This is a genomic window from Humisphaera borealis (assembly GCF_015169395.1).
Taxonomy (GTDB): Bacteria; Planctomycetota; Phycisphaerae; order Tepidisphaerales; family Tepidisphaeraceae; genus Humisphaera; species Humisphaera borealis.
This window is the reverse complement of sequence record NZ_CP063458.1, coordinates 3,091,484-3,113,236: the sequence shown is the minus strand read 5'-3', so window position 1 is coordinate 3,113,236 and position 21,753 is coordinate 3,091,484. Positions and strand designations below refer to the sequence as shown.

19 protein-coding genes and 1 pseudogene are annotated in these 21,753 nt (G+C 62.5%); 12 read left to right on the top strand and 8 right to left on the bottom strand.

What is annotated here, in order from left to right:
* Positions 1–34 precede the first annotated feature (34 nt).
* The 3 genes from IPV69_RS11580 to IPV69_RS11570 form a co-directional block, all read right to left on the bottom strand.
* Complete coding sequence (locus tag IPV69_RS11580) at positions 35–994, bottom strand: sugar phosphate isomerase/epimerase family protein (RefSeq protein ID WP_206295268.1); 960 nt, start codon at positions 992–994, stop codon at positions 35–37.
* Positions 995–1,147: 153 nt separating this feature from the next.
* Positions 1,148–1,525, bottom strand: coding sequence for a response regulator (locus tag IPV69_RS11575; RefSeq protein ID WP_206295267.1), 378 nt, complete (start codon positions 1,523–1,525; stop codon positions 1,148–1,150).
* A 137-nt stretch (positions 1,526–1,662) separates the two neighbouring features.
* Positions 1,663–2,742: a ThuA domain-containing protein gene (locus IPV69_RS11570; protein WP_206295266.1), complete on the bottom strand. Its 1,080-nt coding sequence runs from the start codon at positions 2,740–2,742 to the stop codon at positions 1,663–1,665.
* 165 nt (positions 2,743–2,907) lie between these two features.
* Here IPV69_RS11570 and IPV69_RS11565 point away from each other — a divergent pair, with 165 nt between their 5' ends.
* From IPV69_RS11565 to rpsG, 6 genes are all read left to right on the top strand, one after another.
* A complete protein-coding gene (locus tag IPV69_RS11565) occupies positions 2,908–3,840 on the top strand; it encodes a hypothetical protein (RefSeq protein WP_206295265.1) in 933 nt (310 codons plus the stop codon).
* Between the two features lie 173 nt (positions 3,841–4,013).
* A complete protein-coding gene (locus tag IPV69_RS11560; protein ID WP_206295264.1) occupies positions 4,014–5,090 on the top strand; it encodes a threonine aldolase family protein in 1,077 nt (358 codons plus the stop codon).
* Between the two features lie 199 nt (positions 5,091–5,289).
* A complete protein-coding gene (locus IPV69_RS11555) occupies positions 5,290–8,196 on the top strand; it encodes a phosphoribosylformylglycinamidine synthase subunit PurS (RefSeq protein ID WP_206295263.1) in 2,907 nt (968 codons plus the stop codon).
* A 47-nt stretch (positions 8,197–8,243) separates the two neighbouring features.
* Entirely contained in the window at positions 8,244–9,197 is a 954-nt protein-coding gene (locus tag IPV69_RS11550; protein WP_206295262.1) for a cupin domain-containing protein, read from the top strand.
* Between the two features lie 344 nt (positions 9,198–9,541).
* Positions 9,542–9,913 (top strand): 30S ribosomal protein S12, encoded by a 372-nt coding sequence (gene rpsL, locus IPV69_RS11545; protein WP_206295261.1) that lies wholly within the window; start codon positions 9,542–9,544, stop codon positions 9,911–9,913.
* Between the two features lie 197 nt (positions 9,914–10,110).
* Positions 10,111–10,587 carry a 30S ribosomal protein S7 gene (rpsG, locus tag IPV69_RS11540; RefSeq protein WP_206295260.1) on the top strand — a complete coding sequence of 159 codons (477 nt, stop codon included), beginning with the start codon at positions 10,111–10,113 and terminating at the stop codon, positions 10,585–10,587.
* 166 nt (positions 10,588–10,753) lie between these two features.
* On the opposite strand, the gene IPV69_RS11535 is transcribed toward rpsG, so the two are convergent.
* Positions 10,754–11,893, bottom strand: a complete 1,140-nt coding sequence (locus IPV69_RS11535) for an alkaline phosphatase family protein (RefSeq protein WP_206295259.1) — start codon at positions 11,891–11,893, stop codon at positions 10,754–10,756.
* A gap of 753 nt (positions 11,894–12,646) precedes the next feature.
* On the opposite strand from IPV69_RS11535, the gene IPV69_RS11530 reads away from it, so the two are divergent.
* Positions 12,647–13,489 (top strand): sigma-70 family RNA polymerase sigma factor, encoded by an 843-nt coding sequence (locus tag IPV69_RS11530; protein WP_206295258.1) that lies wholly within the window; start codon positions 12,647–12,649, stop codon positions 13,487–13,489.
* 338 nt (positions 13,490–13,827) lie between these two features.
* The gene (locus tag IPV69_RS11525) at positions 13,828–14,610 is read left to right on the top strand and encodes an SDR family NAD(P)-dependent oxidoreductase (protein WP_206295257.1); all 783 of its coding nucleotides are present in this window, start codon (positions 13,828–13,830) and stop codon (positions 14,608–14,610) included.
* 141 nt (positions 14,611–14,751) lie between these two features.
* Here IPV69_RS11525 and gltX read toward each other — a convergent pair whose 3' ends face one another.
* Positions 14,752–16,404 carry a glutamate--tRNA ligase gene (gltX, locus tag IPV69_RS11520; protein ID WP_206295256.1) on the bottom strand — a complete coding sequence of 551 codons (1,653 nt, stop codon included), beginning with the start codon at positions 16,402–16,404 and terminating at the stop codon, positions 14,752–14,754.
* Positions 16,405–16,837: 433 nt separating this feature from the next.
* Between gltX and IPV69_RS11515 the strand changes: the two genes are divergently transcribed.
* Positions 16,838–18,007 carry a coiled-coil domain-containing protein gene (locus IPV69_RS11515; RefSeq protein WP_206295255.1) on the top strand — a complete coding sequence of 390 codons (1,170 nt, stop codon included), beginning with the start codon at positions 16,838–16,840 and terminating at the stop codon, positions 18,005–18,007.
* A 133-nt stretch (positions 18,008–18,140) separates the two neighbouring features.
* Here the strand turns inward: IPV69_RS11515 and IPV69_RS11510 are convergent, their stop codons facing one another.
* Complete coding sequence (locus tag IPV69_RS11510) at positions 18,141–18,503, bottom strand: 2Fe-2S iron-sulfur cluster-binding protein (RefSeq protein ID WP_206295254.1); 363 nt, start codon at positions 18,501–18,503, stop codon at positions 18,141–18,143.
* Positions 18,504–18,703: 200 nt separating this feature from the next.
* On the opposite strand from IPV69_RS11510, the gene IPV69_RS11505 reads away from it, so the two are divergent.
* Complete coding sequence (locus IPV69_RS11505; RefSeq protein ID WP_206295253.1) at positions 18,704–19,150, top strand: pyridoxamine 5'-phosphate oxidase family protein; 447 nt, start codon at positions 18,704–18,706, stop codon at positions 19,148–19,150.
* On the opposite strand, the gene hypB is transcribed toward IPV69_RS11505, so the two are convergent.
* Together hypB and IPV69_RS11495 are read right to left on the bottom strand one after the other, a co-directional pair.
* Complete coding sequence (gene hypB, locus IPV69_RS11500) at positions 19,142–19,840, bottom strand: hydrogenase nickel incorporation protein HypB (protein ID WP_206295252.1); 699 nt, start codon at positions 19,838–19,840, stop codon at positions 19,142–19,144. The genes IPV69_RS11505 and hypB overlap by 9 nt on opposite strands.
* The gene (locus tag IPV69_RS11495) at positions 19,803–20,282 is read right to left on the bottom strand and encodes a hydrogenase maturation nickel metallochaperone HypA/HybF (RefSeq protein ID WP_206295251.1); all 480 of its coding nucleotides are present in this window, start codon (positions 20,280–20,282) and stop codon (positions 19,803–19,805) included. Before IPV69_RS11495 ends, hypB begins: the two co-directional genes overlap by 38 nt.
* A 65-nt stretch (positions 20,283–20,347) precedes the next feature.
* Between IPV69_RS11495 and IPV69_RS11490 the strand changes: the two genes are divergently transcribed.
* Together IPV69_RS11490 and ureG are read left to right on the top strand one after the other, a co-directional pair.
* Entirely contained in the window at positions 20,348–21,037 is a 690-nt protein-coding gene (locus IPV69_RS11490) for an urease accessory protein UreF (RefSeq protein WP_206295250.1), read from the top strand.
* 8 nt (positions 21,038–21,045) lie between these two features.
* Positions 21,046–21,749, top strand: a pseudogene (gene ureG / locus IPV69_RS11485) (urease accessory protein UreG).
* Positions 21,750–21,753 lie beyond the last annotated feature (4 nt).

Here is a 21,753-nt window from a genome sequence, read left to right as displayed (position 1 = left end):
GTGCCCGTCCCCAACGCCCGACTACGTCAGCCCCTCACGCCCCATACTTCTTCACGAACTCCACGCACTGGGTCACTTCCGCCAGGTTGTCGTCCTGCTTGTATTCGTACTCGATGGAAATGTTCCCATCGAAGTTCTGGCGTTTGAGTTCGTCGAGGATTTCCTTCACGCCGGATACGCCGGTGCCCCAAGGCACGTCGTGCGCCTTGGTGGTGCCGAACTCGTTGAGGTCTTTGATGTGGCTGCTGAACACACGGCCTTCCAGGATTTTCAGCGCCTCGACCGGTTTGACGCCGCTGCGCACCCAGTGCCCTGTGTCGGCGCAGGCCCCCATGCGCGGGTCGCGATTCTTCACCTGGGCCAGCACCCAGTTCGGATCCCAGAACTTGTAGTTGGGGTCGTTCGCCCGCTTGGGGTGGTCGTGAATGCAGAGCCGGATGTCGAACTCCTTCACGCACTTTTCGATCATGTCGAGCGACTCGACCGGCGGTTCGCTGGTGACGGCGGGGATGCCCATCTTCTTCGCGAACTCAAAAACCTTGCGGATTTCGTCTTCCTTCGGCGGTAGCGCGACGACGCCGTAATTCACCGCGAGAATGTCGTGCTGCTTCAGCTTCGCCTGCACCTGATCGATGACGGCTTGCGGCGACGCGTGGTTGAAAGTGACGGCCAGCTGGTCCCGGCGGAGTTTCTGTCCGGGGTAGAACTCGATCACACGTCCGCCGGCCTTGGCGGTTTTCTCGATCGCTTCCATGACGGTGAAACGGTTGAACGTCCAGGCCTGACAGCCGAGGGCAAAGCCGGAAATCTTGTGGGTGTCGGGGATCTTTAGTGGTGGGGCCTTGGCGGCGACAACCGCGTGGTCTTCCCCAAGGAGCCGTCGCGGCAGGCTGCCGGCGGCAAGGCAAGCGGCGGCTGCGGTCAGCAAATGGCGACGCGTGAAAGACGAAGCGTACCGGCGTTCGGACGGATCAGAAGCAGTGTGGTCAATCATGGGTGAGTCCGGGTTGTACGGTGGGGTAACCAGCGTGGGCGATTCCCCGCCAAGCGTACCCAAGGCTCACTGGCATGCAATCGAAAAAACACCCCGGATGACCTCGCCAGCAGGTCGCAATGAAGCCTTTTCCTCATCCCGCTGCGCGTGAACTCAGTTCGGCTGATGCGACGCGTACCTTTTCACCGACTCCAGCATCTCGCCAATGCTGAATGTCGCCTTCACCAGAAACTCCTTCGCCCCCAGTTGCATGGCCCGGCGAATGGTGTGGGTATCGCCGTGACTTGTAAGCATGACCACCGGAACCCCCTGGTACTGCGGTGAGGACTGCAACGCCTCAAGCATCTCAATGCCGTCCATGTCGGGCATGTTAACGTCAAGCAATATGACGTCAGGCGTTGTGCTGCGGAGCATTTCCATCGCTTCCAGCCCGTCGTGCGCCGCGAGGATTTCAAACCCCTCGCGGCGCAACAGGCGGGTTAACGTTTCGCGAACCAAGTCCGCGTCTTCAACAACCATGACTGTGGCCAAAGCACCTCCGGTACGAACAACTGACCGCCAACCTAGGGCGGAGCCTCATTCCACGGAGCGCGCTAAATATGATCACGCCGTTATAAAGCAGGCTGAAGTGCGATTCTGCCGCACGAATGTCGTCTCGGTCATCTGCTCTACTTGAGCTGGTAATCCGCCGGCTTAAGCCCAGTCTTGTAACCGCCAAAACCGAAGGCACTCGGCTCGTACACGCCGACAATGCCGACGTCTGCCTTTTCCGGCACGGACAGTCCGACGAGCTGGTACGCGGCGTTGACGATCAACCGGCGCAGTGCCTCGTTCTCGATGTCGGTCGCCGATCCCATGGTGGTCGCGAACGCCTTGCCTTCCTTGCCGCCGGGCACCGTGTAGCTCTTGGTCCAGGCAACAGGCATCATCGGGTCGTTCTTTTTGCCTTCGACCTTGATGTCGTTGGGGCGAAGCATGTAGTTCTTGTCTTTCGCGATTTCTTCCTTGGTGGCGTTTGCGGCGCGCTTGCTGACCTGGCCGAGAACCAGGGGCTTGCTGTCGCCGGGCAGCGGCAGGCGTACGCCGTAGACGTCGGTCGCGCCCCAGATCTCGCCGTCCTTGATGCCGTTAAGCAGCGGGTTGCCCGCGGCATCCGGGGCGAAGATGCCGATGGTCGATTCGCCTTTGTGGGCTCCGTGATGGCTGATCCACATTTCGCCCAGGATCAGCCGGCCGAAACCGTCGGTCCATTCCTTTTCCGGACCCTTGTAGCCGTTGTTGTACTTCGCGAAATCTCCCTTGATGCCGTTGAACGCGTGTGTTGCCGTCCGCAGGCCGATGACCGGCTTGCCGGCTTTCAGGAAGTCGTCGATGTGCTTCATCTGCGCATCGGGAAGATTGCGGAACCGGGTGAGAATGATCATCAGGTCGGCCGAGCCGAGGGCCTCAAGGCCTGAGATGTTGCTGGTGTGCTTGGGGTTGATCTCACCCTTGTCGTCGATCGGAAACAGCACGGTGCACTTGAAGCCGTGGCGGGTGGCGAGAATCTTGCCGAGCTGCGGCAGGCATTCCTCCGAGCGGTATTCTTCGTCGCCGGAAACGAGGATGATGTGCTTGCCCTTACCCGCGCCATCCCCGCCGGGGTAGACGACCCACGGGTCGTCGGCGCGCGCCGGCAGGGCGCAGCAGAGCAGGGCGAGCAGGGCACAGATCGGGCGAGTCATTCCGGACACGTTCGACAGTCGCATGGCGTTCCTCATTCCGCGTGGGTTGTTGGCTGGCGGCAGGGTGCAGAACAATGCTTTGCCGCCGCGGTCGTAGCTACCTCCGTATTATAATGGTTGTTGTGGCGACGCCACTGGGTCCGACTTCTTGCTTGCGTTCTTTGGTGCGCGGACGAAGATGACATTGCCATGAGCAGCCACGAGAACCGCGAGTCTCGGTTCGACGAGCCGCCGGAACCGGACCGGCCCATCCCGCAGGCCGGCGTCCCCGATGACGCCGACCCCAAGCACTCCCCCGAAGGTACCCAAAGCGCCGCCGGGCATTGGCATGCCGATTTCGAAAGCAGTCCCGTCGCCGGCCGTGACGACACGCACGTCAACGACGGTGACGACGACACCGCCGACGAATCGGAGGAGATCGATCTGTTTTCCGGCCCGGGCGAGGACGAGGCCATTTCGATCGCCGACCGCTGGGATGCGAACGACCCCCGTCGCAAAAACGATTCCTTCGCGCCCCCGACCGAGCCCTGCGAGTGCCATTGCCTGCACTGCGGGCGGACGTTTTCCAGCCAGGGCATCTGGTTCCAGAAAGTGATCAACGACCCGCAGGGGTTCGACGGATTCTGGATGTGCCCTACGCCCAACTGCTCGGGTGCCGGATTCACCTTCGACATCTTCCCGACCGATCCCGATCACCCTGCCAACGAAGGCTGGCATTACGACGACGACGAGGATGATGAGTTCGACGACGAAGACGAGGAAAGCGACACCGACGACAGCGAGATCGACTCCGACTGGTCGGAACTCGAACCTGACGCCGACGACGATAACCAGGAGTACGACCCGGCCGAACCGCAGTACGCCGACATGGACCTCTTCTGCGACGATTCGGACGACCTTGAAGGCGAAGAGTGGAAGCTGGGCCTTCAGCCCGGCGAGCGTCCCCCCGAACCGGCCTGGCGGGAAGACGCCCGCCGCGAGTGGGAGGAAGATCAGAAGCGATACGACGAGCCCGACCAGCGGCCGCGGATCCTGGACTGGTCAGACCGTGAGGACCGTCGCGACGAACACTACAACAAGCCGCGTGACGGCAAGTTTTCCGACGACGACATTCCGTTCTGAGGGGTTCCAAGGAGCCGCGCACGAAGTGTACTCACGGAGTAAGCGGGGATGACCCCGAACCGCGCCGTGCCCGCTTACTCCGTGAGTACACTCCGTGCGCGGCTCCTCGTTCAGTCACATACTTTCAGAATGACAACTTCTAGTCGTATTCCCCCTTCGCTATAACGATCCTCATGAGCGCCAATCCCAAGCCCCGCCAGTTTGCCAGCGACAATTACGCCGGTTTTGCCCCCGAAGCCTGGGCGGCAATGGCCCAGGCCAATGCCGGGCATTGTGTCGCCTACGGCGACGACCGCTGGACGGCCGAGGCATCGGACCTTATTCGCGAAGTGTTCGAGACCGATTGCGAAGTGTTCTTCGTTTTCAACGGTACGGCGGCCAACTCGCTTTCGCTGGCGCACCTGTGCGACAGCTACCACAGCATCCTCTGCCACGAGACGGCCCATGTGGAGACCGACGAGTGCGGCGCGCCCGAATTCTTCTCGAACGGAACCAAGATTCTCCTGCTGCCCGGCGGCAACGGAAAGATCGACCCGGCGTCCATCAAAGCCACCGTTCAGAAGCGGACCGACATCCATTACCCCAAGCCGCGCGTCCTGACGCTGACCAATGCCACCGAGCTTGGCACGGTCTACACGCCTGCGGAAGTCGCAGCGATCGCAGGCGAAGCGAAACGACTGGGCCTGCGCGTTCACATGGATGGCGCTCGCTTCGCCAATGCGGCCGCGACGCTAGGCGTCCCACCGAAACAGATCACCTGGGAAGCCGGCGTTGATGTGCTGTCGTTTGGAGGAACGAAGAACGGTACCGGCGTCGGCGAGGCGGTGGTCTTCTTTAACAAGGACCTCGCCGAGGAGTTCGACTACCGCTGCAAGCAGGCCGGTCACCTGGCCAGCAAGATGCGGTTCCTGTCGGCACCCTGGGTCGGCATGTTGCGCGGCGGGGCCGACGCGCCCTGGCTTCGCCACGCCCGCCATGCCAACAACATGGCCGAACGCCTGCTGTCACTCGTGCAGAAGTTGCCGGGCGCGCAGATTCTGTTCCCCCGGCAGGCGAACAGCGTGTTCGTGCAGCTCAATCCCAAGGCGATCGCGGAACTGCACGCCCGGGGCTGGAAGTTCTACACCTTCATCGGGCAGGGCGGCTGCCGGTTCATGTGTTCGTGGGACACGACCGAAGAAGACATCCACGCCCTGGCGGCAGATATCGGCGAGGTCATGGGAACGCCGAGTCTCAGCTCTGCTCTTTAGGTCTGCGGCGCTCGGTCGCGCCTCGAGATTTGGGTGGCATGGACAAGCGTACTCGCTTGCCCGTGGCGAACACCAATCGACGTTCGCCACGGGCAACGGAGTACCGTTGCCCATGCCACCCAATCGAAACCAGCGTACGCGGGTCGTAGCTGTACCGACGATGACTTTCCCCACGCCCGGCGATCGATAGAATCGCCGCATGATCTACCGCATCGACGTTCGGTCCAAGGTCCATGCCGGCTCAGGCGTTTCCGACGCCGCCGCGCTCGCCGCCCAGGATTCTCTGGGTGCCTCCATCCGCCAGCAGATTGCCGAGTTCGGTTCAGACGTCGGCCCGATTTCCACGAGCCGGGTCTTCTTCCTCGACACCGATGCCTCCGCCGCCGATGTGCTGAAAATTGCGGGAGACCTGTTGGCCGACCTCGTGGTCGAGTCCGCCGAGGTTGTCGAGCGGTCGAGCAACCATGCCGACCCCGCCGGCACCAGCCGGATTGAAGTCCACCTCAAGCCCGGCGTGATGGACCCGGTCGCCGACAGCACCGAGATGGCGATCCGCGACATGGGCCTGAACGTGCGTGAAGTCCGCACTGGCCGGGCGTTTCTGATTCACGGCGTCGTCGCGAAGCCCGAGCTCGAGCGCATCGCCGGCCGGGTGCTGGCCAATGGCGTGGTCGAGTCGGTGCATTTCGACCGCTATCTGCCCGAGAAGTTCGCCGCCGGGCACGAGTACACATTGAAGCTGCAGCATGTCGCGCTGCGCGAGCTGACGGACGAACAGCTCACAAAGCTCAGCCGCGAGGGACATCTGTTCCTGTCGCTGGCGGAAATGAAGGCGATCCAGTCGTACTACCGCGAGCAGGGCCGCGAGCCGACGGACATCGAACTGGAAACGCTCGCCCAGACCTGGAGCGAGCACTGCGTCCACAAGACGCTCAAGAGCGCGGTGGATATCGAGGTCAAAGACGTCAGCGGCAAGGTCGTCGGCAAGCGTCACTACGACAACCTGATCAAGGAGACGATTTTTGATTCGACGATGGCGTTGATGGGGAAGGGGAATGCTCCTGCCAAGAACGACATGGGCAGGTTCTGCCTGTCTGTCTTCAAGGACAACGCCGGCGTTGTCGCATTTGATGACGTCGACGCCGTCTGCTTCAAGGTCGAAACGCACAATCACCCCAGCGCCATCGAACCCTATGGCGGTAGCGCCACCGGCGCAGGCGGCGTAATCCGCGACATCCTTGGCACCGGCCTGGTCGCCAAGCCGATCGCGAACACCGATGTCTTCTGCGTCGCCTATCCACAGAAGGAAAAGCTCCCCAAAGGCGTCATCCACCCCAAGCGCATCCTCCAGCAAGTCGTCGCCGGCGTGCGCGATTACGGCAACCGGATGGGCATCCCCACCATCAACGGCGCCGTCTACTTCGACGACCGCTACCTCGGCAATCCGCTGGTCTTCTGTGGCTGTGTCGGCCTGCTGCCGCGGAACAAGATCGAAAAGGCGACCCAGCCCGGCGACGCGATTGTCGTCATGGGCGGCCGCACCGGCCGCGACGGCATCCACGGCGCGACCTTCAGCTCCGCCGAGCTGACCGACACGCACGCCGATGAGTTCTCGCACGCCGTCCAGATCGGTAACGCCATCACGGAAAAGAAGGTGGGCGACGTTATCCTGACTGCGCGCGACCGCGGGCTGTTCACCGCCGTCACCGATTGCGGCGCGGGCGGCTTGTCGTCCGCCGTCGGAGAAATGGGCGAAAAGACGGGGGCCGACGTCAAGCTCGATACGGTCCCGCTGAAGTACCAGGGCCTGCGGTACGACGAGATCTGGATCTCCGAGGCCCAGGAACGCATGGTGCTGTCGGTGCCGCAGAACAAGCTGGCGGAGCTTCTGGCGCTGGCCAAGTCGGAAGACGTCGAGGCGACCGCGATCGGCACCTTTGGCACACCGAACGCCGAGCTGCTGCTGTCTTACAAGGGGACGCAGGTCGGGCGGATTTCGATGCACTTCATGCACAACGGCATCCCGATGCCGCGGCGGAAGGCGGTCGTTGTCGATACGCCCGCGGCGAACGATCTGGTCGCCGCATCGCAGGTGAATGTCGCCTCGAACAAGGTCGCCGACAAACTGCTGGCGTTACTGGCGCATCCCAACATCGCCAGCAAGCACTGGGTGGTTCGGCAGTACGACCATGAGGTGCAAGGCGGGTCGGTCATCAAGCCGTTCGTCGGCCCCAGCCAGGTCGGCCCGAGCGACGCGTCGGTCATTCGTCCAAAGCTCGATTCGCTCAAGGGCGTGGTCGTCGGCTGCGGGCTGGTGCCGCACATCAAGGACCCCTACGCGATGGCGATCGCGAGCATTGACGAGGCGATCCGCAATGTGGTGGCCGTCGGTGCCAACCCGAAGAAGACGGCGATCCTCGACAACTTCTGCTGGCCGAGCGTGGACGACGAAGTGACCATGGGCCACCTCGCTCGCACCTGCGAAGCCTGCCGCGATGCGGCATTGGCGTACGGCATTCCGTTCATTAGCGGCAAGGATTCGCTGCACAACCAGTTCACGAATTCCGAGACTGGCCAGGTACTGCGCATTCCGAACACGCTGCTGATCAGTGCGATCTCGGTCATCGACGACGTCCGCAAGTGCATCACGATGGATCTGAAGAAGCCCGACAGTAGCGTGTTCCTGCTGTCGCCGCCGAAGGGCACCGGGCCAACGGATCTGGCCGCGCTGCCGAAGGTCCACCAGGCACTGGCCGACGCGATTGCGCTCGGCTACGTCGCGAGCTGTCACGACGTCAGCGACGGCGGGGCCCTGACGGCGGCGGCGGAGATGTGCATCGGCTCGGGGCTCGGCATGGCCGTCTCGGTACCAAGTCAGGGCGACCCGTCGCTGTTCGCCGAGCTCCCCGGCCGGTACCTGCTGGAAATCTCCAAGGACCGCTTCCAGCACGCGACGGAGTTCTTTGCGAAGCAGGCGGTCGCGCTTGAAGCCTTCGGTCGCGTGATCGCGGAGCCGAAGCTCGTCATCAGCGAGCCGACTGCCATCGCCGCGGAGTTGTCGATCGAGCAGATGACGGCAGCCTGGCGCGGAACGCTGGACTGGTAGTCAAAGCAATTGCGACCATTGCATGCACTGATTGAGGAGGTGGCGCGATGCAGGATTTGAAGCCGCAGATTTACGGACCGACCGATGGCGACGCCTGGTGGGTCCTTCAGGATCGGATTCGCATTCTCGTTTCGGGGGAACAGTCGGGCGGGGCTTATGCGGTTGGCGTGAGCGAAGTACCACCGGGTGCAGGACCGCCGCCACACGTCCACGCCGCCGAGGACGAGTTATTCTATCTCTTCGAAGGGCAGTTGCTCTGGACGCTGGCCGACAAGCAGTACCAGGGGGTGGCCGGCGATACGGTCTACCTGCCGCGGGGCATTCCGCATACTTTCAGGAACAACGGCAATGTTCCGGCCAAGTTCCTGCTGATTGCGACGCCAAGTGGATTCGAACGGTTCGTGGCGTCGGTGGGTGTCTCGTGTCCGTCGGGTGGCCGGCTCGACCCGCCGCCGATCACGCCACAGGCGATCCAGGCGCTGATGGCCGGGGCACCGCAGGCCGGCATCGAGATTCTCCCCGACTATCAGTTCGGTCCGATGGCGGAGCTCCCACGGCATCGGGAATCGCTCTGGGTGCTGGGGCATCATGTGCTGGTCAAACTGACTGCCGAACAGACGCGGGGCGGTTTCAGTGTGGTCGAAATCACCAGTCCGCCAGGAGCAGGAATTCCGCCGCACCGGCATTCCAGGGAAGACGAGCTGTTTTATGTGCTGGAGGGGGATTTCACGTTCGACATCGAAGGCGTGAGCTACGCGGCTCCGGCAGGCACTTTTGTGCGCATTCCCCGAGGAGTGTGGCATGCGCCGGTCAACACTGGCTCCGGGCCCGGCCGAATGATCGACATCCACACGCCTGGCGGGTTCGAAGGATTCTTCCGAGAGTGCGGTACGCCTTGCACCGACATCAGCGCCGGCCCGCCAGCGGCGGATGTCGACATGGATCGGATGGCGGCGATCCTGGCCGGACACGGAATGGAGATTCGGGTTCCACGCACCTGATTGGATTCCCTCTGCAACGGGCACGCCCAGTGCTCGTTCGAGGGTAGAACAGACCGTGTTTTTACAATGGAAGGCCAGGCAAAAGGCTGCCGGGCCGACGAATGGCCGGGAAATTTCAGGTTGTGCCTGCACGGAAGGGTAGGAGTAGGGGAGCGAAATCTCCCTCGGCCCCCTTGTCAGGCTGCCCCGGATGTTTTATAGTTCTGGGCTTCCCACTCGGCGGAGCGGTAGCTTTGTCGTTCGAATTTGGGAGTGCGTTAACAGGTTTTCAGCACCCTCGTCGACTGGCCGAAAGGCCATGACCCGGCTTGCCAAGGTGCGATTACGACGAGCGGTAAGACGATATGCCGACGATCAATCAGCTCATCAAGAAGCCGCGCCGGGCGCTGGCCAAGATCAACAAGGTCAAGGACCTGCAGGCCTCGCCCCAGAAGCGTGGCGTCTGCCTTCAGGTCAAGACCATGACCCCGAAGAAGCCCAACTCGGCCCTTCGGAAGATCTGCCGCGTTCGTCTGAGCAACGGCAAGGAAGTCACGGCCTACATCCCCGGCGAAGAGCACAACCTGCAGGAACACAGCATCGTGCTGGTTCGTGGCGGCCGCGTGCGCGATCTGCCGGGTGTGCGGTATCACGTCGTTCGCGGCACGCTCGACGCCCTGGGCGTTGACGGTCGTAAGCGCAGCCGCAGCAAGTACGGCGCCAAGAAGGGCAAGTAAACCGTTAGTGCTGAAGTCGGAATGCTGAATGCGGAATGTCCGCATCGCGTGCCGACGTTCAGTTCCTGTTTTTCACCGTAGTATTCCCGGCTGCAAACGCGCTGGGGAGAAACAATCGGCAATGTTGGCGGACTGCCGCGGACGATTCCGCATTCAGCACTCCGACTTCAGCATTTGCCACACGGAGCGTTTCGAACATGGCTTACAAGAAGTGGACCGCAAGCGAAGAAACCCTCAAGCCGGATTCTCGCTACAACAGCAAGCTCGTCAGCAAGTTCATCAACTGCCTGATGTACGACGGTAAGAAGACCGTCGCCCAGAAGGTCTTCTACGACGCGATGGACATCGTCGCCAAGAAGAACAAAGACGCCCAGCCGCTGGAAGTCTTTGAAAACGCGATCAACAACGTCAAGCCGTTCGTTGAAGTCCGCAGCAAGCGCGTCGGCGGTGCCAACTACCAAGTGCCGATGCAGGTCAACAAGCGCCGTCAGCAGAGCCTGGCGTTCCGCTGGTTGCTGGCAGCGTGCCGCGAGACCGGTGGCCGCGCCATGAGCGTCCGCCTTGCCGACGAACTCCTGGCCGCCTTCAAGAAGGAAGGCAAGGCGATCAACACCCGCGAGCAGACCCACCGCATGGCCGACGCCAACAAGGCGTTCGCCCACTTCGCGTGGTAAGCAGTCCGAGTCTGGTCGTACGCAACGCAATAATAGCAGCAACCCGCGTGACATCGTCACGCGGGTTGTTTCGTTTCCACGACCCCCGATTCCGACAGGCCCGGGGCGGAGTTCTGCTCCTGCAGCCGCGCTTCCTACCACTTCGTTCGCTACCCGGGCGTACGGACTACCACTCCGTTGGCACCTTCACCTTTGCCGGCTGAAGCAGTTCCTCGGTCTTGGGGGCGATGATCGCCTTGACGGGGGTGCCGTCGAGATTGGCAACCAGCGGCGGGATACCCAGCGCCCAGCAAGCCGTCGCAAAGGTGTCTTCGGTTTTGACGTTCAGCTTCGGTTCACGGGTCAGGTCGTACCCCTTCCGCAGGCCCGGACCGACGGCAATCCAGGGGATGTGGCGGCTGCGGGCGTCGTCCGCACCGTGACCCTTCGTCGCGCCGCCATGGTCGGCAGAAACGATCAGGAGCGTGGACTTCGCCAGGTCGGCATCGTCCAGGGCCGTCACCAACTCGCCCAGCGACTTGTCGGCCTCTTCGATCGCCTTGATCTGCTCGGGCGTGCCCCAGCCCAGCGAGTGACCGACGGTATCAACCGACGGAAAGTGAACGAGCATGACGTCGGGCTTGTGGTCCTTGATGATCCGGACCGCCGGCCCGACGACGGCTGGTGTTTTGACCGTTCCGCTGTTGGGGATCCAGCGCCAATCAAGGACGCCGCGACGGTCGAAGACGTCGAACTTATCCTTGCCGGCGACCGCGGCGACGGTGTAGCCGTACCGTTTGGCGGCCTCGAAGAGTGTGGGTACGCCGGGGTAAAGGGGGTATTGCAGCGGGATGTCGCTGTTCCAGAGGATGCCGTGGCGGTTCGGAGTCATGCCGGTCAGCATGCTGACGTGCGATGGAAGGGTGATCGACTGCGGTGTGGTCTGGGCCCACATCGAGTAGCAGCCACGGGCCATGAGCTTGCGGGCGTTGGGCGCGTCGGCCAGCAACAGCAGGTCGGGGCGAAGGCCGTCGATGCTGACGACCAGCACGTGCTGAATCGCGGCGACGGGACGCACGCCGGGCGTCGCGGCCGGGCGCGTATGCGGACTGGGGCGCGTCGCCGCCTGCTCGGAAGCCTGCGTGGTCGGCGGACGGAGCCAGGCCGGCTGCGTCGCCAGTAACGCTTCGCGTTCGGCAGTTGATGACTTGCCCTTGCGCGTCCCGCCGTCGGCCACCCCGCCTTCATCGGCGGCCGGTACGATCGTGGCGATTAAGGTGAGACAGAGCAGGGCAAACGACATCGCGAACAAGGTTCGACGGATCATGAGCGGGTTCCCGGTTGGCACATCCATGGAGCGTTGAATGGGTGGATACGGTGTTCAGTTGGAATTGTTGAGTTGGACGCAGTCCGTCTACCTCACGGCACGCAGAGTTGAAAACCGGCGTCGAGGCTAACGTGCCTGAACGCAGATCAGAAGGATGAAAAACCGCGTCCGCCGGGCCCAACTCTCAGATCGCAAAACAGTTACCTGCTGCCTCACATCTTGAGTTCCGACCCTCCTGTAGCGACCTCAACGGCTGGCAGACGCCGGCGACGCAGTTCCCAATCGTATTGTTGCGGTTCTGGTTTCCGGCTTGTTACCAACGCCGCTCGGATGCCGCCAGTCATCTGGAATACGCAGAATCCGTTGGAAGATTGCGGGCGGGCCGTGGCTCCAACTAACTCGAAGGGCAAGTAGGGACCGCCAATCTCTCCTGTGGCAGTCATGAATGGTGTCCCTTTACCGGACTTCGGAGGTTTACCCAGTCGCCCGGGCCGGAACAGCTTCACATTTTTGTGCCGTTATGTCCGGTAACAGCCGGTATTTCCGACAGATAAGCCTCTTCCGGTCAAAAGACGGTAGGGCCGCTCACCGATACAACCCGGGCAACGCTGGTGGACTGCGACGAATCGCACCGTGGTGTTGCCGCCGTGTCCGCAGACGGGTTGAAGATTTCTGACCCGAACAGGGCACTGATCGATCGGCGGAGCAGAGCGTAAAAATAGACGCTCGTACGTGGAAGGGTGAATGAACACTATGGCAACGACGACATCAGTACAGACCGGCCTCCAGTTGTACCTCCGCCAGATTCATGAGGTCCGCCTCCTGACGGCCGACGAAGAAAAGGAACTGGCCCGCCGCATCATCCATCAGCAGGACATGGAAGCCCGCGAGCGGATGGTTCGCGCCAATCTCCGCCTGGTGGTGAACATCGCCAAGCACTACGTCAACCGCGGGCTCTGCCTGACGGACTTGATCGAAGAAGGCAACATCGGCCTGCTGAAGGCCGTCGAAGGGTTTGATCCTGAGAACGGCTGCCGGTTCAGCACCTACGCGTCCTGGTGGATCAAGCAGGCGATCAAGCGTGCGCTGATCAACAGCGTTCAGCCCATCCACATCCCGGCGTACATGGTCGAGATGATGAGCAAGGTGAAGTACGCCACCCGCGAGATGGAAGAACATCTCGGCCGGCTGCCGACCACCACTGAGCTGTCGCTGCACATGAAGCTGAGCCCCAAGAAGCTCAACATCATCAAGAAGGCGGTCAAGGCGTACAACTCGCCGACGCAGTCGGGCAGCGACGACGGCGAACTGACGATCAACGAGATCGTCGCCGATACCAACAACCTTCCGCCCGATGAACAGGTGACCGGCACCGACGAGCTGCGCAAGCTCGGCGAACTGCTCGACGTGATCGACGAACGGGCGGCCAAGATCCTGAAGCTGCGCTACGGCCTGGAAGGCGAAGAGCCGATGACCCTGAAGGAAATCGGCCACCGTGTCGGTCTGACGCGTGAGCGGGTTCGTCAGATCGAGCACGAGGCGCTCGGCAAGCTCCGCGAAGCGATGGACGAACGCCCGACGCCCAAGGCGGCGTGAGTATGGTAGCGCAGGCTTGCAGCCTGTGACCAGTAGCGAACCGGGAAGACGGACGACGCGCACGCGTTGTCCGTCTTCTGCATTGAAGGTACCCGGACACGCTCAGAGCGCGTGACTCCTTAAGGAGCCGCGCACGGAGTGTACTCACGAAGTAAGCGGGAATGCCCCGAACCGTCACGGTTCCCGCTTACTCCGTGAGTACACTCCGTGCGCGGCTCTTCAAAAAGTCACATGCTCTCACGATGACAGTGGGGATGGATGCGCACGCGACGACCTGGCGTCTCCAAAGGCAAGTTCTGCTATTCTCTGGCCCTTCCTGATCTGGAGCGCAAACGCCAATGGCCACATCTTCTCTCTTCCGACTCGACAACAAGATCGCCGCGGTCACCGGTGCAGGTTCCGGCATCGGGCGGGCAATCGCACTATCGTTCGCCGAGGCGGGGGCGGCGGTTTACGTGCTGGAACGAAGCGTCGATGCGGGTCAGGCGGTGATCGAGGAGATTCGCGCCGCCGGTGGATCGGCGACGTTCCTCGCCACCGACGTCTCGCAGTCGGCGCAATGTCAGCAGGCGGTGGGACGAATCGTCGCCGAGCACGGCCGGCTTGATGTCCTGGTCAACAACGCCGGGATCGGCCATGTCGGCACGATTCTGAACACGACCGAGCAGGACCTGGATCGGTTGCTGGCGGTGAACGTGAAAGGCGTGATGTTCATGACGCAGGCGGCTCTGTCGCCGATGATCGCCCGCAAGGCCGGCGTGATCGTCAACCTGGCGTCGATCGGCGGGGTGGTCGCGGTTCGGGACCGCTTCGCTTACTGCACGACCAAGTTCGCGGTGGTGGGGATGACCAAGTGCGTCGCGCTCGACCATGCCGCCGACGGCATCCGCTGCAACTGCATCTGTCCCGGCCGTGTCGAGACGCCGTTCGTTCAGGCACGACTGAAGGAATACGCCGACCCGAAGCAGGCCTACGAGCAGATGGTGTCGACGCAGTTGCTCAAGCGCATGGCCCGGCCCGAGGAAGTGGCCGCCGCTGCGATTTACCTGGCGAGCGACGCCAGTGCGTTCGTCACCGCAACCGAGCTCATTCTGGATGCCGGGTGGACCGCAGGGAAATGAAACCGTCATCGAAGCGACAATGCAAAATGCAAAACATGCAACGAAAAATGCAGAATGATGGATTTCGATCAGTTTGCATTTTTCATTGCATGTTTTGCATTTTGCATTGTCTTCCCGCTCTCCTGTCCGCCAAGGCGGACCCTACAAAGCGAGGCATCGGTCGATGCGTTTGAGCGTTCGCTCGCGGCCGAGGAACTCCAGGCTTTCGAAGATCGGCGGGCTGACGGTCGTTCCACAGACGGCGACGCGGATCGGCTGGGCGACCTTACCTAGCCCCAGGCCCTTCTGCTCGCAGAAGCCTTTGACCGCACCCTCGCAGCTGGCGGCGGTCCAGCTCATAACGCCTTCCAGAACGCCGCGAATGTCTCTCAACGCAGCCATGCCGGCGCCGTCGTTCTTCTTCAGGTTTTTCTCGACGGCGTCGGTGTCGTAGGCCAGTACGTCATCGGCGACAAAGAAGAACCGGCTGATTTCGTCCACCTCGCGCAGCAGGCGGAAGCCCTTTTTCATTTCCAGCAGTTTGGCGAGCTGTTCATCGGTTGCCGCGCCCAGCGGACTATCGGGGTTGACCGACAGGTAATCCTTGAACGCCGCGATCAGGCGGTCGGGCGTCGCCGTCGCGCAGGCGTCGGTGTTGAACGACAGCAGCTTGGTGCGGTCGAACTTGGCGTTGCTCTTACCGATGCCAGTGATGGAGAAGAGTTCGGTCATCTCCGCCATCGTCATCTTTTCCCGATCTCCGCCGGGGCTCCAGCCGAGCAGCACGAGGAAGTTAAGCAGGGCTTCGGGCAGGTAGCCGTTCTTGCGGAAGTCGTGAACGAGGATTTCGGGCAGGTCGGAGTTCTTCAGCCCGATCACATGCATGACGGCGGCCTGCTCGGAGATGTCGAGCTGTTTCTGCGAGTCGGCGAGCCACTCGGCGAACGCGGTGGCGTCGAGCGCGGCAGCGGAAGCAATGTCGGCCGCCGACCGCTTGGTGCTCTTCATGACCTCCCCGACGCGCTGGCGGATCTTCTTGTCGCGGTCGCGCTTGCCCATCTTGCTGCTGTCCATGTTCTGGATGATGGGCAGATGGCCGTAGACCGGTCGCGGGTAGCCGAGGGCTTCCTGCAGCGCGATGTGATTGAAAGTGTTTAGTAGATGTTCTTGCCCCCGCAAAACATGTGTGACTTCCATCGCTTGATCATCAATGACGACGGCGAAATGGTAGGTCGGCATCCCGTCAGCTTTGCGGATAACGAAGTCCTGCACCTCGTGCGGCGCCTGGACGATCTCTTTCTCGAGCACTGCATCAACGAAGCGGTACTCCTTGATCGGTACTGCGAGTCGAACAACGTGTGGACGCCCTTCTGATTCATACGTTTTGACCTGAGCGTCCGTAAGAGGTCGGCGGCGATACAAGAAGGAGCGCTTCGCTTTCTCAGCCTCTTTGCGCTCTGCGTCGAGCTCCTCCTTCTTCTCGTAGGCCTTGTACGCCAGGTTCTTTGCGATCAGGTCTTCGATGATGCCGTTGTAAATGTCCTGCCGCTTTGACTGGTAAACCAGCTCGGCGTTGTCCCAATGCAGGCCGAGCCAGCGGAGGTCTTCGAGAAGTTGCGTCGCAGCCTGCTCGGTGCTGCGGGCGAGGTCGGTGTCTTCGATGCGGAGCAGGAATTTGCCGCCCTCGACTTTGGCGCCGAAGTGCCGGGCCAGGAGCCAGGAGAACAGGGCAGTCCTCGCGCCACCGACATGCAGATAGCCGGTCGGCGAAGGGGCGAAACGGGTTACAACGGAAGCGGTTGGGGCAGAGCTCATGGGGAGAGGAAGGTAACCGAATCCGAAGCGGACGTCTGCCTTCTAGCGCCATCGCCGAAGGGGTGGGTTTTCGGCGCGAATCTCGCAGCAACCGTCGGAAATCACCAACTCGTCGAATCGCATGCGATGACTGACGGGTTGCGTTGATCTCGCGAGTCGCGCCGAGCACCCACCCCTTCGGGGATGGCGCCAAAAGTCGATGTCGCATTCGACGCGACTTTGCGACGCGATCACCTTCCCCGCGGTTCCTGCACTCTGTGCGACCTGTGCCGTCATGCAGCCGCTGAAACCGCGCGTTCTCGGACCCAAATACCTCTCAATCACCCCCAATTCCCTCCCGATAGCACTCTCGCGGCGGTTGTTACTGGAACAGTCGACGTTCCGAACGCCGCCAACCGTATGTGGTGTGGAACCTTTCTACAGGAGCGAAGCAATGCAGATGTCCAGCAAGAAGATGTGGGTGCTCGGGGCGGCGGTGGCGGCGGCGATCAACCTCCTGCCGATCTCCGGCGTGTCGTTTCAATCGTCGGCGGTGGGGGCACCGGCTTATGAAGACGTGGTCGGCCAGATCAATGAGATCGACCGCCAGATTCTCGAAGCCGAGGGTCGCTTCGCCAAGCAGACCGCCGGCATGAACAAGGGCGGGCGGCAGTACAAGCAGTTGCAGGCGGAGCAGGAGCAGTCGCTGAAGCAGTTGAGGAACCAGAAAGCGAAGCTGCGTGAACAGGCCGAGAACGCTCGCAAACAGCAGGGTGCGGGGGCCGTTGCGGGGAAGCTCGAGAACAACGCCGAGGCGATCGCCAACGAGAAGAAGCGGCACGCCGAGGCGCTGAAGCGCATGCCGGCAGGTTCGGCCGCGGCGCAGAATGAGAACCAGCGATTCGAAGATCGCATGCGCGAGCTCACCACTCGCCGGGCCGACCTGAAGGAAGATGTCGCCGCGGTGAAGGAAGTCCGCCAGAGCACCGAGGCGTTCAAGAAAGACGTCAGCCAGATGAATAAGGCGATCGCCGGCGAGAAGGAGCGGCACGCCAAGGCGATGAAGTTCCTGCCGGCCAACTCGCTGGCGGCGCAGGAAGAACAGCGCGCTCATGAGCAGAAGCTGCGCCAGATCCAGGACGGCTACGAGACCGCCGGCGACAAGCGCGAGATGACAATCGCCAAGGTGTCGGGCGGCAAGGCCGTTGACGGGGAACTGGACAACATCAACACGCAGATCGCCAACGAAAAGGCCCGTCACGATCGCCGCATGGCGCAGGTCATGAACGGAAGCGCGGCGGCGGCCGAAGAGAATCGCCTTTACGCCGAGAACATGGCACGGCTGAGCGGTCGCCAGGCGGAACTGCAGAACGCCGCGGCCGGCAGCCGGTACTCGGCCGAGCAGAAGTTCGCGCTCAAGCGCCAGCTCGACGAGCTCGACCAGGCGATCGCGGCCGAGAACGATCGCTTCCAGCGCCGGCTGAATGACATCGACGCCGGCAGCGAGATCGAACGGCTCGAGCGGCAGCGTCATGCGACCGCGCTGGCCGACCTGAACAACCGCAAGGCGGTGGTTGTGGCGCAGATCAACGGAACCGGTCCTGCGCAGGCGAGCGGTCAATAAGGCAAGTGGGGAACAGGGGTCTTGAGAGCAGGGGACGGGAGGAAGGAAACACCCGGGCGGCAGCGATGCCGCCCGGGTTTGTTTGTATCCGTGCCGCGGCAGCTCCTGCGCGGACGGGGACCGGCTTCGCCGCTTACGCGACCCATTCCGGCGGCGGCTGGATCTCGTCCGTGGGGCGGCCGCCGGGCGTGCTTCGTCCCGAGCCGGCCTGTCGGCTGATCGCCTTGACCGTCATGTCATGCTCGCACTGGATCTGACAGCTCAGCCGAACGCCGGGATGGGCGCCAAGTCCGCGCAGTTCGATCAGGTCCTTCTCCGCCTTGGTTATCTTCGTCGGTTCGCCGGCGACGAACATCACACGGCAGGTGGTGCAGCGGGCGTTTCCGCCGCATGCGTGGAGCTGATCGATTTTCGCTTCATCGACCAGCGCGTTGACCAGGCGTTTTCCTTCGGGCACTTCGAACGTTCCAACTTCTTCGACGGTCAGTTTCGGCATGATTGGGCTCCTTGGTGGTGTCGTTGTAGCGGGAAGAAGGCGGAATGAAAAATGCTAATCATTCGATGAAAAGCGTAGAACGGCGTTTGCCGACGACAGGGGAGTCTCGAGCGTGGTGGAATGCGACGGTCCTGTGCGTCGATGCGCATTTTTCATCGCATGTTTTGCATTTTTCATCCCTCCTGCCTCAAAATCCGCTGATGCCCAAGCCTCAGCCCAAGCCGATCGACCCGGCCGAACTGCCGCAACTGGCCCGCGATACGATGGCGAGCGCGAAGTTCCCCGTACTGGCGTCGATCGACGGCGACCAGCCGCGGGTTCGGCCGGTGTCGCCGGTCAGGACCGACGGCTTCACGGTCTACGTCGCGAATCTGCGGATGTACCACAAGACGCAGGAGATCGCCGCCAACCCCAAGGTCGAGCTCTGCTACACGGACGAGCAGCACAACCAGGTGCGCATCACGGCCGTCGCCGAGGTGGTGACGGATCGACCGTTGCTTGAAGAGATCTGGAACGCCAACGCGCTGATGCGGCAATACCTCGGCAGCCTGGAGAACCCCATGCTGATTGTCTACCGCCTGAAGCCGACGCAGGTGCGGTACATGCGCGAGTGGGCGCTCGAGTATCACGAGGTGGTGCTAGGCTAAGGCCGTTGCACCGCTCCGCGCCGCCACGCGCTCGGCGAGGAACGCCAGGAACTCATCCATTCCTTGTCCTGTCCTGGCCGACACTTCCATTACCTTCATTCCCGGCCGGACCGACTCGATGCTTGCCAGCGCCGCAGCGCGGTCGAAGCCGATCACCTCAGCGATGTCGCACTTGGTAATGATGGCGATGTCGGCGGTGTTGAAGATGGTCGGATACTTCAGCGGTTTGTCTTCGCCTTCGGTGGTGGACAGCAGCACCAGCCGCAGGTCTTCACCCAGGTCGTAGCTCGAGGGGCAGACGAGGTTGCCGACGTTCTCAACGAAGAGGTGATCCAGTTCGTCCAGCTTCCAGTCGCCGATCGCCCGCTCCACCATGTCAGCTTCAAGATGGCAGACCGTGCCGGTGACGATCTGCCGGACCGGCGCGCCGCTCTCGGCGAGGCGTTTGGCGTCATTCTCGGTCGCGAGGTCGCCGACCAAGGCGGCGACGCGCTGGGTCTGGTTCAACCGGCGGAGAATCTCCCGCAGAAACGTCGTCTTCCCCGACCCTGGGCTGGACACCAGGCTGGTGACGAAAACGCCGGCCTCGCGGAAGCGGTCGCGCATCGACCGCGCGGTGACGTCGTTTTTCTTGAGGATCTGCGTGCGGACTTCAAGGATGCGGGGTTGGGCTGTCGGAATCGTTGTCATCCAATACCTCGATCGAGACCAGTTCCAGTTCGCGCCCGCCGACCACGTCCGGTGTAGGCGTGTCGCAAACGGGGCAGCGGAGCCGCTGCGGCGATGATAGCTCATGCCGGGCGTCGCAGGTCGGGCAAAACACCGTGACGGGAATCTCTTCAATGGTCAAGGTCGCGCCGCGGATTGACGATCGGCTGATGGCGACCGGGAAGGCGCTCGCCAGCGCCTCGGGCACCACGCCCGACAGCGCCCCCACCTTAATGACGACCCGGCCGACGTAAAACACGGCGTGCGACGCCGCGTCTGGCGAACGACTGGCGATCAGCTCGTCTTCCATCAGCTCGACGAGGCTCTGGGCGATGGAGAGTTCGTGCATCTTGGTAGGGTCCGCCTTGGCGGACCATTGGGCAGCGGAGGCAGTATCGAAACAAGCACCATCGAGCGACTGCACACTATGCGTCCGCCAAGGCGGACCCTACTGTTGACGTTCGCCCGTCGGTCCATTCCACTCTCGCCGTGCCATCAGCGAAGGGCGACCATCCTCAACATCACTGGACTCTCTGGCAACTGATCGACTCGGCGTTCCCGACCGGTGGCTTTGCGCACTCGGGCGGGGTGGAAGCCGCCTGGCAGCATGGCATGATTCGCGACGGCGAAGGTTTGCTTTCGTTCGTCCAGATGGCGCTTGCCCAGTGTGCGGCCGGGATCGCGCCGGTGGTCGTCGCGGTGGTTCGAAAACCGGCGGACTTTGCCGACATCGACGCCTTCTATGACGCCTGCGTCTCCAACCACGTCGCCAACCGGGCCGGCCGGGTGCAGGGTCGTGCCCTGATGGCGACGGCGGCGACGACGTTCGACGCGCCTGTGCTGACCGACGCCGCCGATCGGCTTCGCCGGGACCGATCGCCCGGTCATCTGCCGGTGGTATTCGGACTTGTGGCGGGGGCGCTGGGGCTGGACGTGGCCGCCGCCGCCTCCGGATTCCTGTTCATGACCGGCCGTGGCATGCTGTCTGCGGCGGTGCGGCTGGGCATCGTCGGCCCGCTGGAAGGCCAGCGCCTTCAGGCGGCTATCGCGGCCGATGCCGACCGGCTGGCCGCGACCGCAATCGGCCGTCCGCTCGAGTCGATCACCCAGACCGCGCCGATGCTCGATCTCCTGCAGTCCACCCAGGACCGGCTGTATTCGCGGTTGTTTCAAAGCTGAACATCACCATGAGTTCCAATTCTCCCTCGGCACCCGACCACACGCACGACACCTGGGACCATCCGGGTCGATACGAGTTCCGTCCGCAGATGCTCCGGAACCGGGATTTCCGCCGGCGGGCATTTACGGTCGGCGTGGGGGGCCCGGTCGGCAGCGGGAAAACCGCATTGATGCTTCAGCTTTGTCGTAATCTTCGCGCCAAGGTTGCGCTCTGCGCCGTGACCAACGACATCTTCACGCGCGAAGACGGGGAGTTTCTGATCCGCAACGACGCCCTCGAGCCCGATCGTATTCTCGCCGTGGAGACCGGCGGATGCCCTCACGCAGCGATTCGGGAAGACATCTCCGCGAACCTGCTGGCGCTGGAACACCTCAGCGAGAAGTTTTCGCCGCAATTACTGCTGATCGAGTCCGGGGGAGATAACCTGGCCGCCCATTTCAGTCGCGAACTGGCCGATTTTACTGTTTACGTGATCGATGTGGCGGGGGGAGACAAGGTTCCGCGCAGGGTGGACCGGGAATCACGCAGGCCGACGTACTGGTCATCAATAAGACGGATCTGGCTGTCGCGGTGGGCGCCGACCTGGACGTGATGGCCCGGGATGCCCGGAAAATGCGCGGTGAGGGTCCGGTGGTGTTCGCGCAGGTGAAGCACGGCGTGGGTGTGGACGAAATTGCCGGGCTTGTTCTGGCCGCAGCCGGCCTGAATTGAGCGG

Excerpts from the sequence above, each read along its gene's own strand:
- IPV69_RS11580 (WP_206295268.1), bottom strand. The coding sequence starts at position 994 with ATGATTGACCACACTGCTTCTGATCCGTCCGAACGCCGGTACGCTTCG.
- IPV69_RS11570 (WP_206295266.1), bottom strand. The coding sequence starts at position 2,742 with ATGCGACTGTCGAACGTGTCCGGAATGACTCGCCCGATCTGTGCCCTG.
- IPV69_RS11565 (WP_206295265.1), top strand. The coding sequence starts at position 2,908 with ATGAGCAGCCACGAGAACCGCGAGTCTCGGTTCGACGAGCCGCCGGAA.
- IPV69_RS11560 (WP_206295264.1), top strand. The coding sequence starts at position 4,014 with ATGAGCGCCAATCCCAAGCCCCGCCAGTTTGCCAGCGACAATTACGCC.
- IPV69_RS11555 (WP_206295263.1), top strand. The coding sequence starts at position 5,290 with ATGATCTACCGCATCGACGTTCGGTCCAAGGTCCATGCCGGCTCAGGC.
- IPV69_RS11550 (WP_206295262.1), top strand. The coding sequence starts at position 8,244 with ATGCAGGATTTGAAGCCGCAGATTTACGGACCGACCGATGGCGACGCC.
- rpsL (WP_206295261.1), top strand. The coding sequence starts at position 9,542 with ATGCCGACGATCAATCAGCTCATCAAGAAGCCGCGCCGGGCGCTGGCC.
- rpsG (WP_206295260.1), top strand. The coding sequence starts at position 10,111 with ATGGCTTACAAGAAGTGGACCGCAAGCGAAGAAACCCTCAAGCCGGAT.
- IPV69_RS11535 (WP_206295259.1), bottom strand. The coding sequence starts at position 11,893 with ATGATCCGTCGAACCTTGTTCGCGATGTCGTTTGCCCTGCTCTGTCTC.
- IPV69_RS11530 (WP_206295258.1), top strand. The coding sequence starts at position 12,647 with ATGGCAACGACGACATCAGTACAGACCGGCCTCCAGTTGTACCTCCGC.
- IPV69_RS11525 (WP_206295257.1), top strand. The coding sequence starts at position 13,828 with ATGGCCACATCTTCTCTCTTCCGACTCGACAACAAGATCGCCGCGGTC.
- gltX (WP_206295256.1), bottom strand. The coding sequence starts at position 16,404 with ATGAGCTCTGCCCCAACCGCTTCCGTTGTAACCCGTTTCGCCCCTTCG.
- IPV69_RS11515 (WP_206295255.1), top strand. The coding sequence starts at position 16,838 with ATGCAGATGTCCAGCAAGAAGATGTGGGTGCTCGGGGCGGCGGTGGCG.
- IPV69_RS11510 (WP_206295254.1), bottom strand. The coding sequence starts at position 18,503 with ATGCCGAAACTGACCGTCGAAGAAGTTGGAACGTTCGAAGTGCCCGAA.
- IPV69_RS11505 (WP_206295253.1), top strand. The coding sequence starts at position 18,704 with ATGCCCAAGCCTCAGCCCAAGCCGATCGACCCGGCCGAACTGCCGCAA.
- hypB (WP_206295252.1), bottom strand. The coding sequence starts at position 19,840 with ATGACAACGATTCCGACAGCCCAACCCCGCATCCTTGAAGTCCGCACG.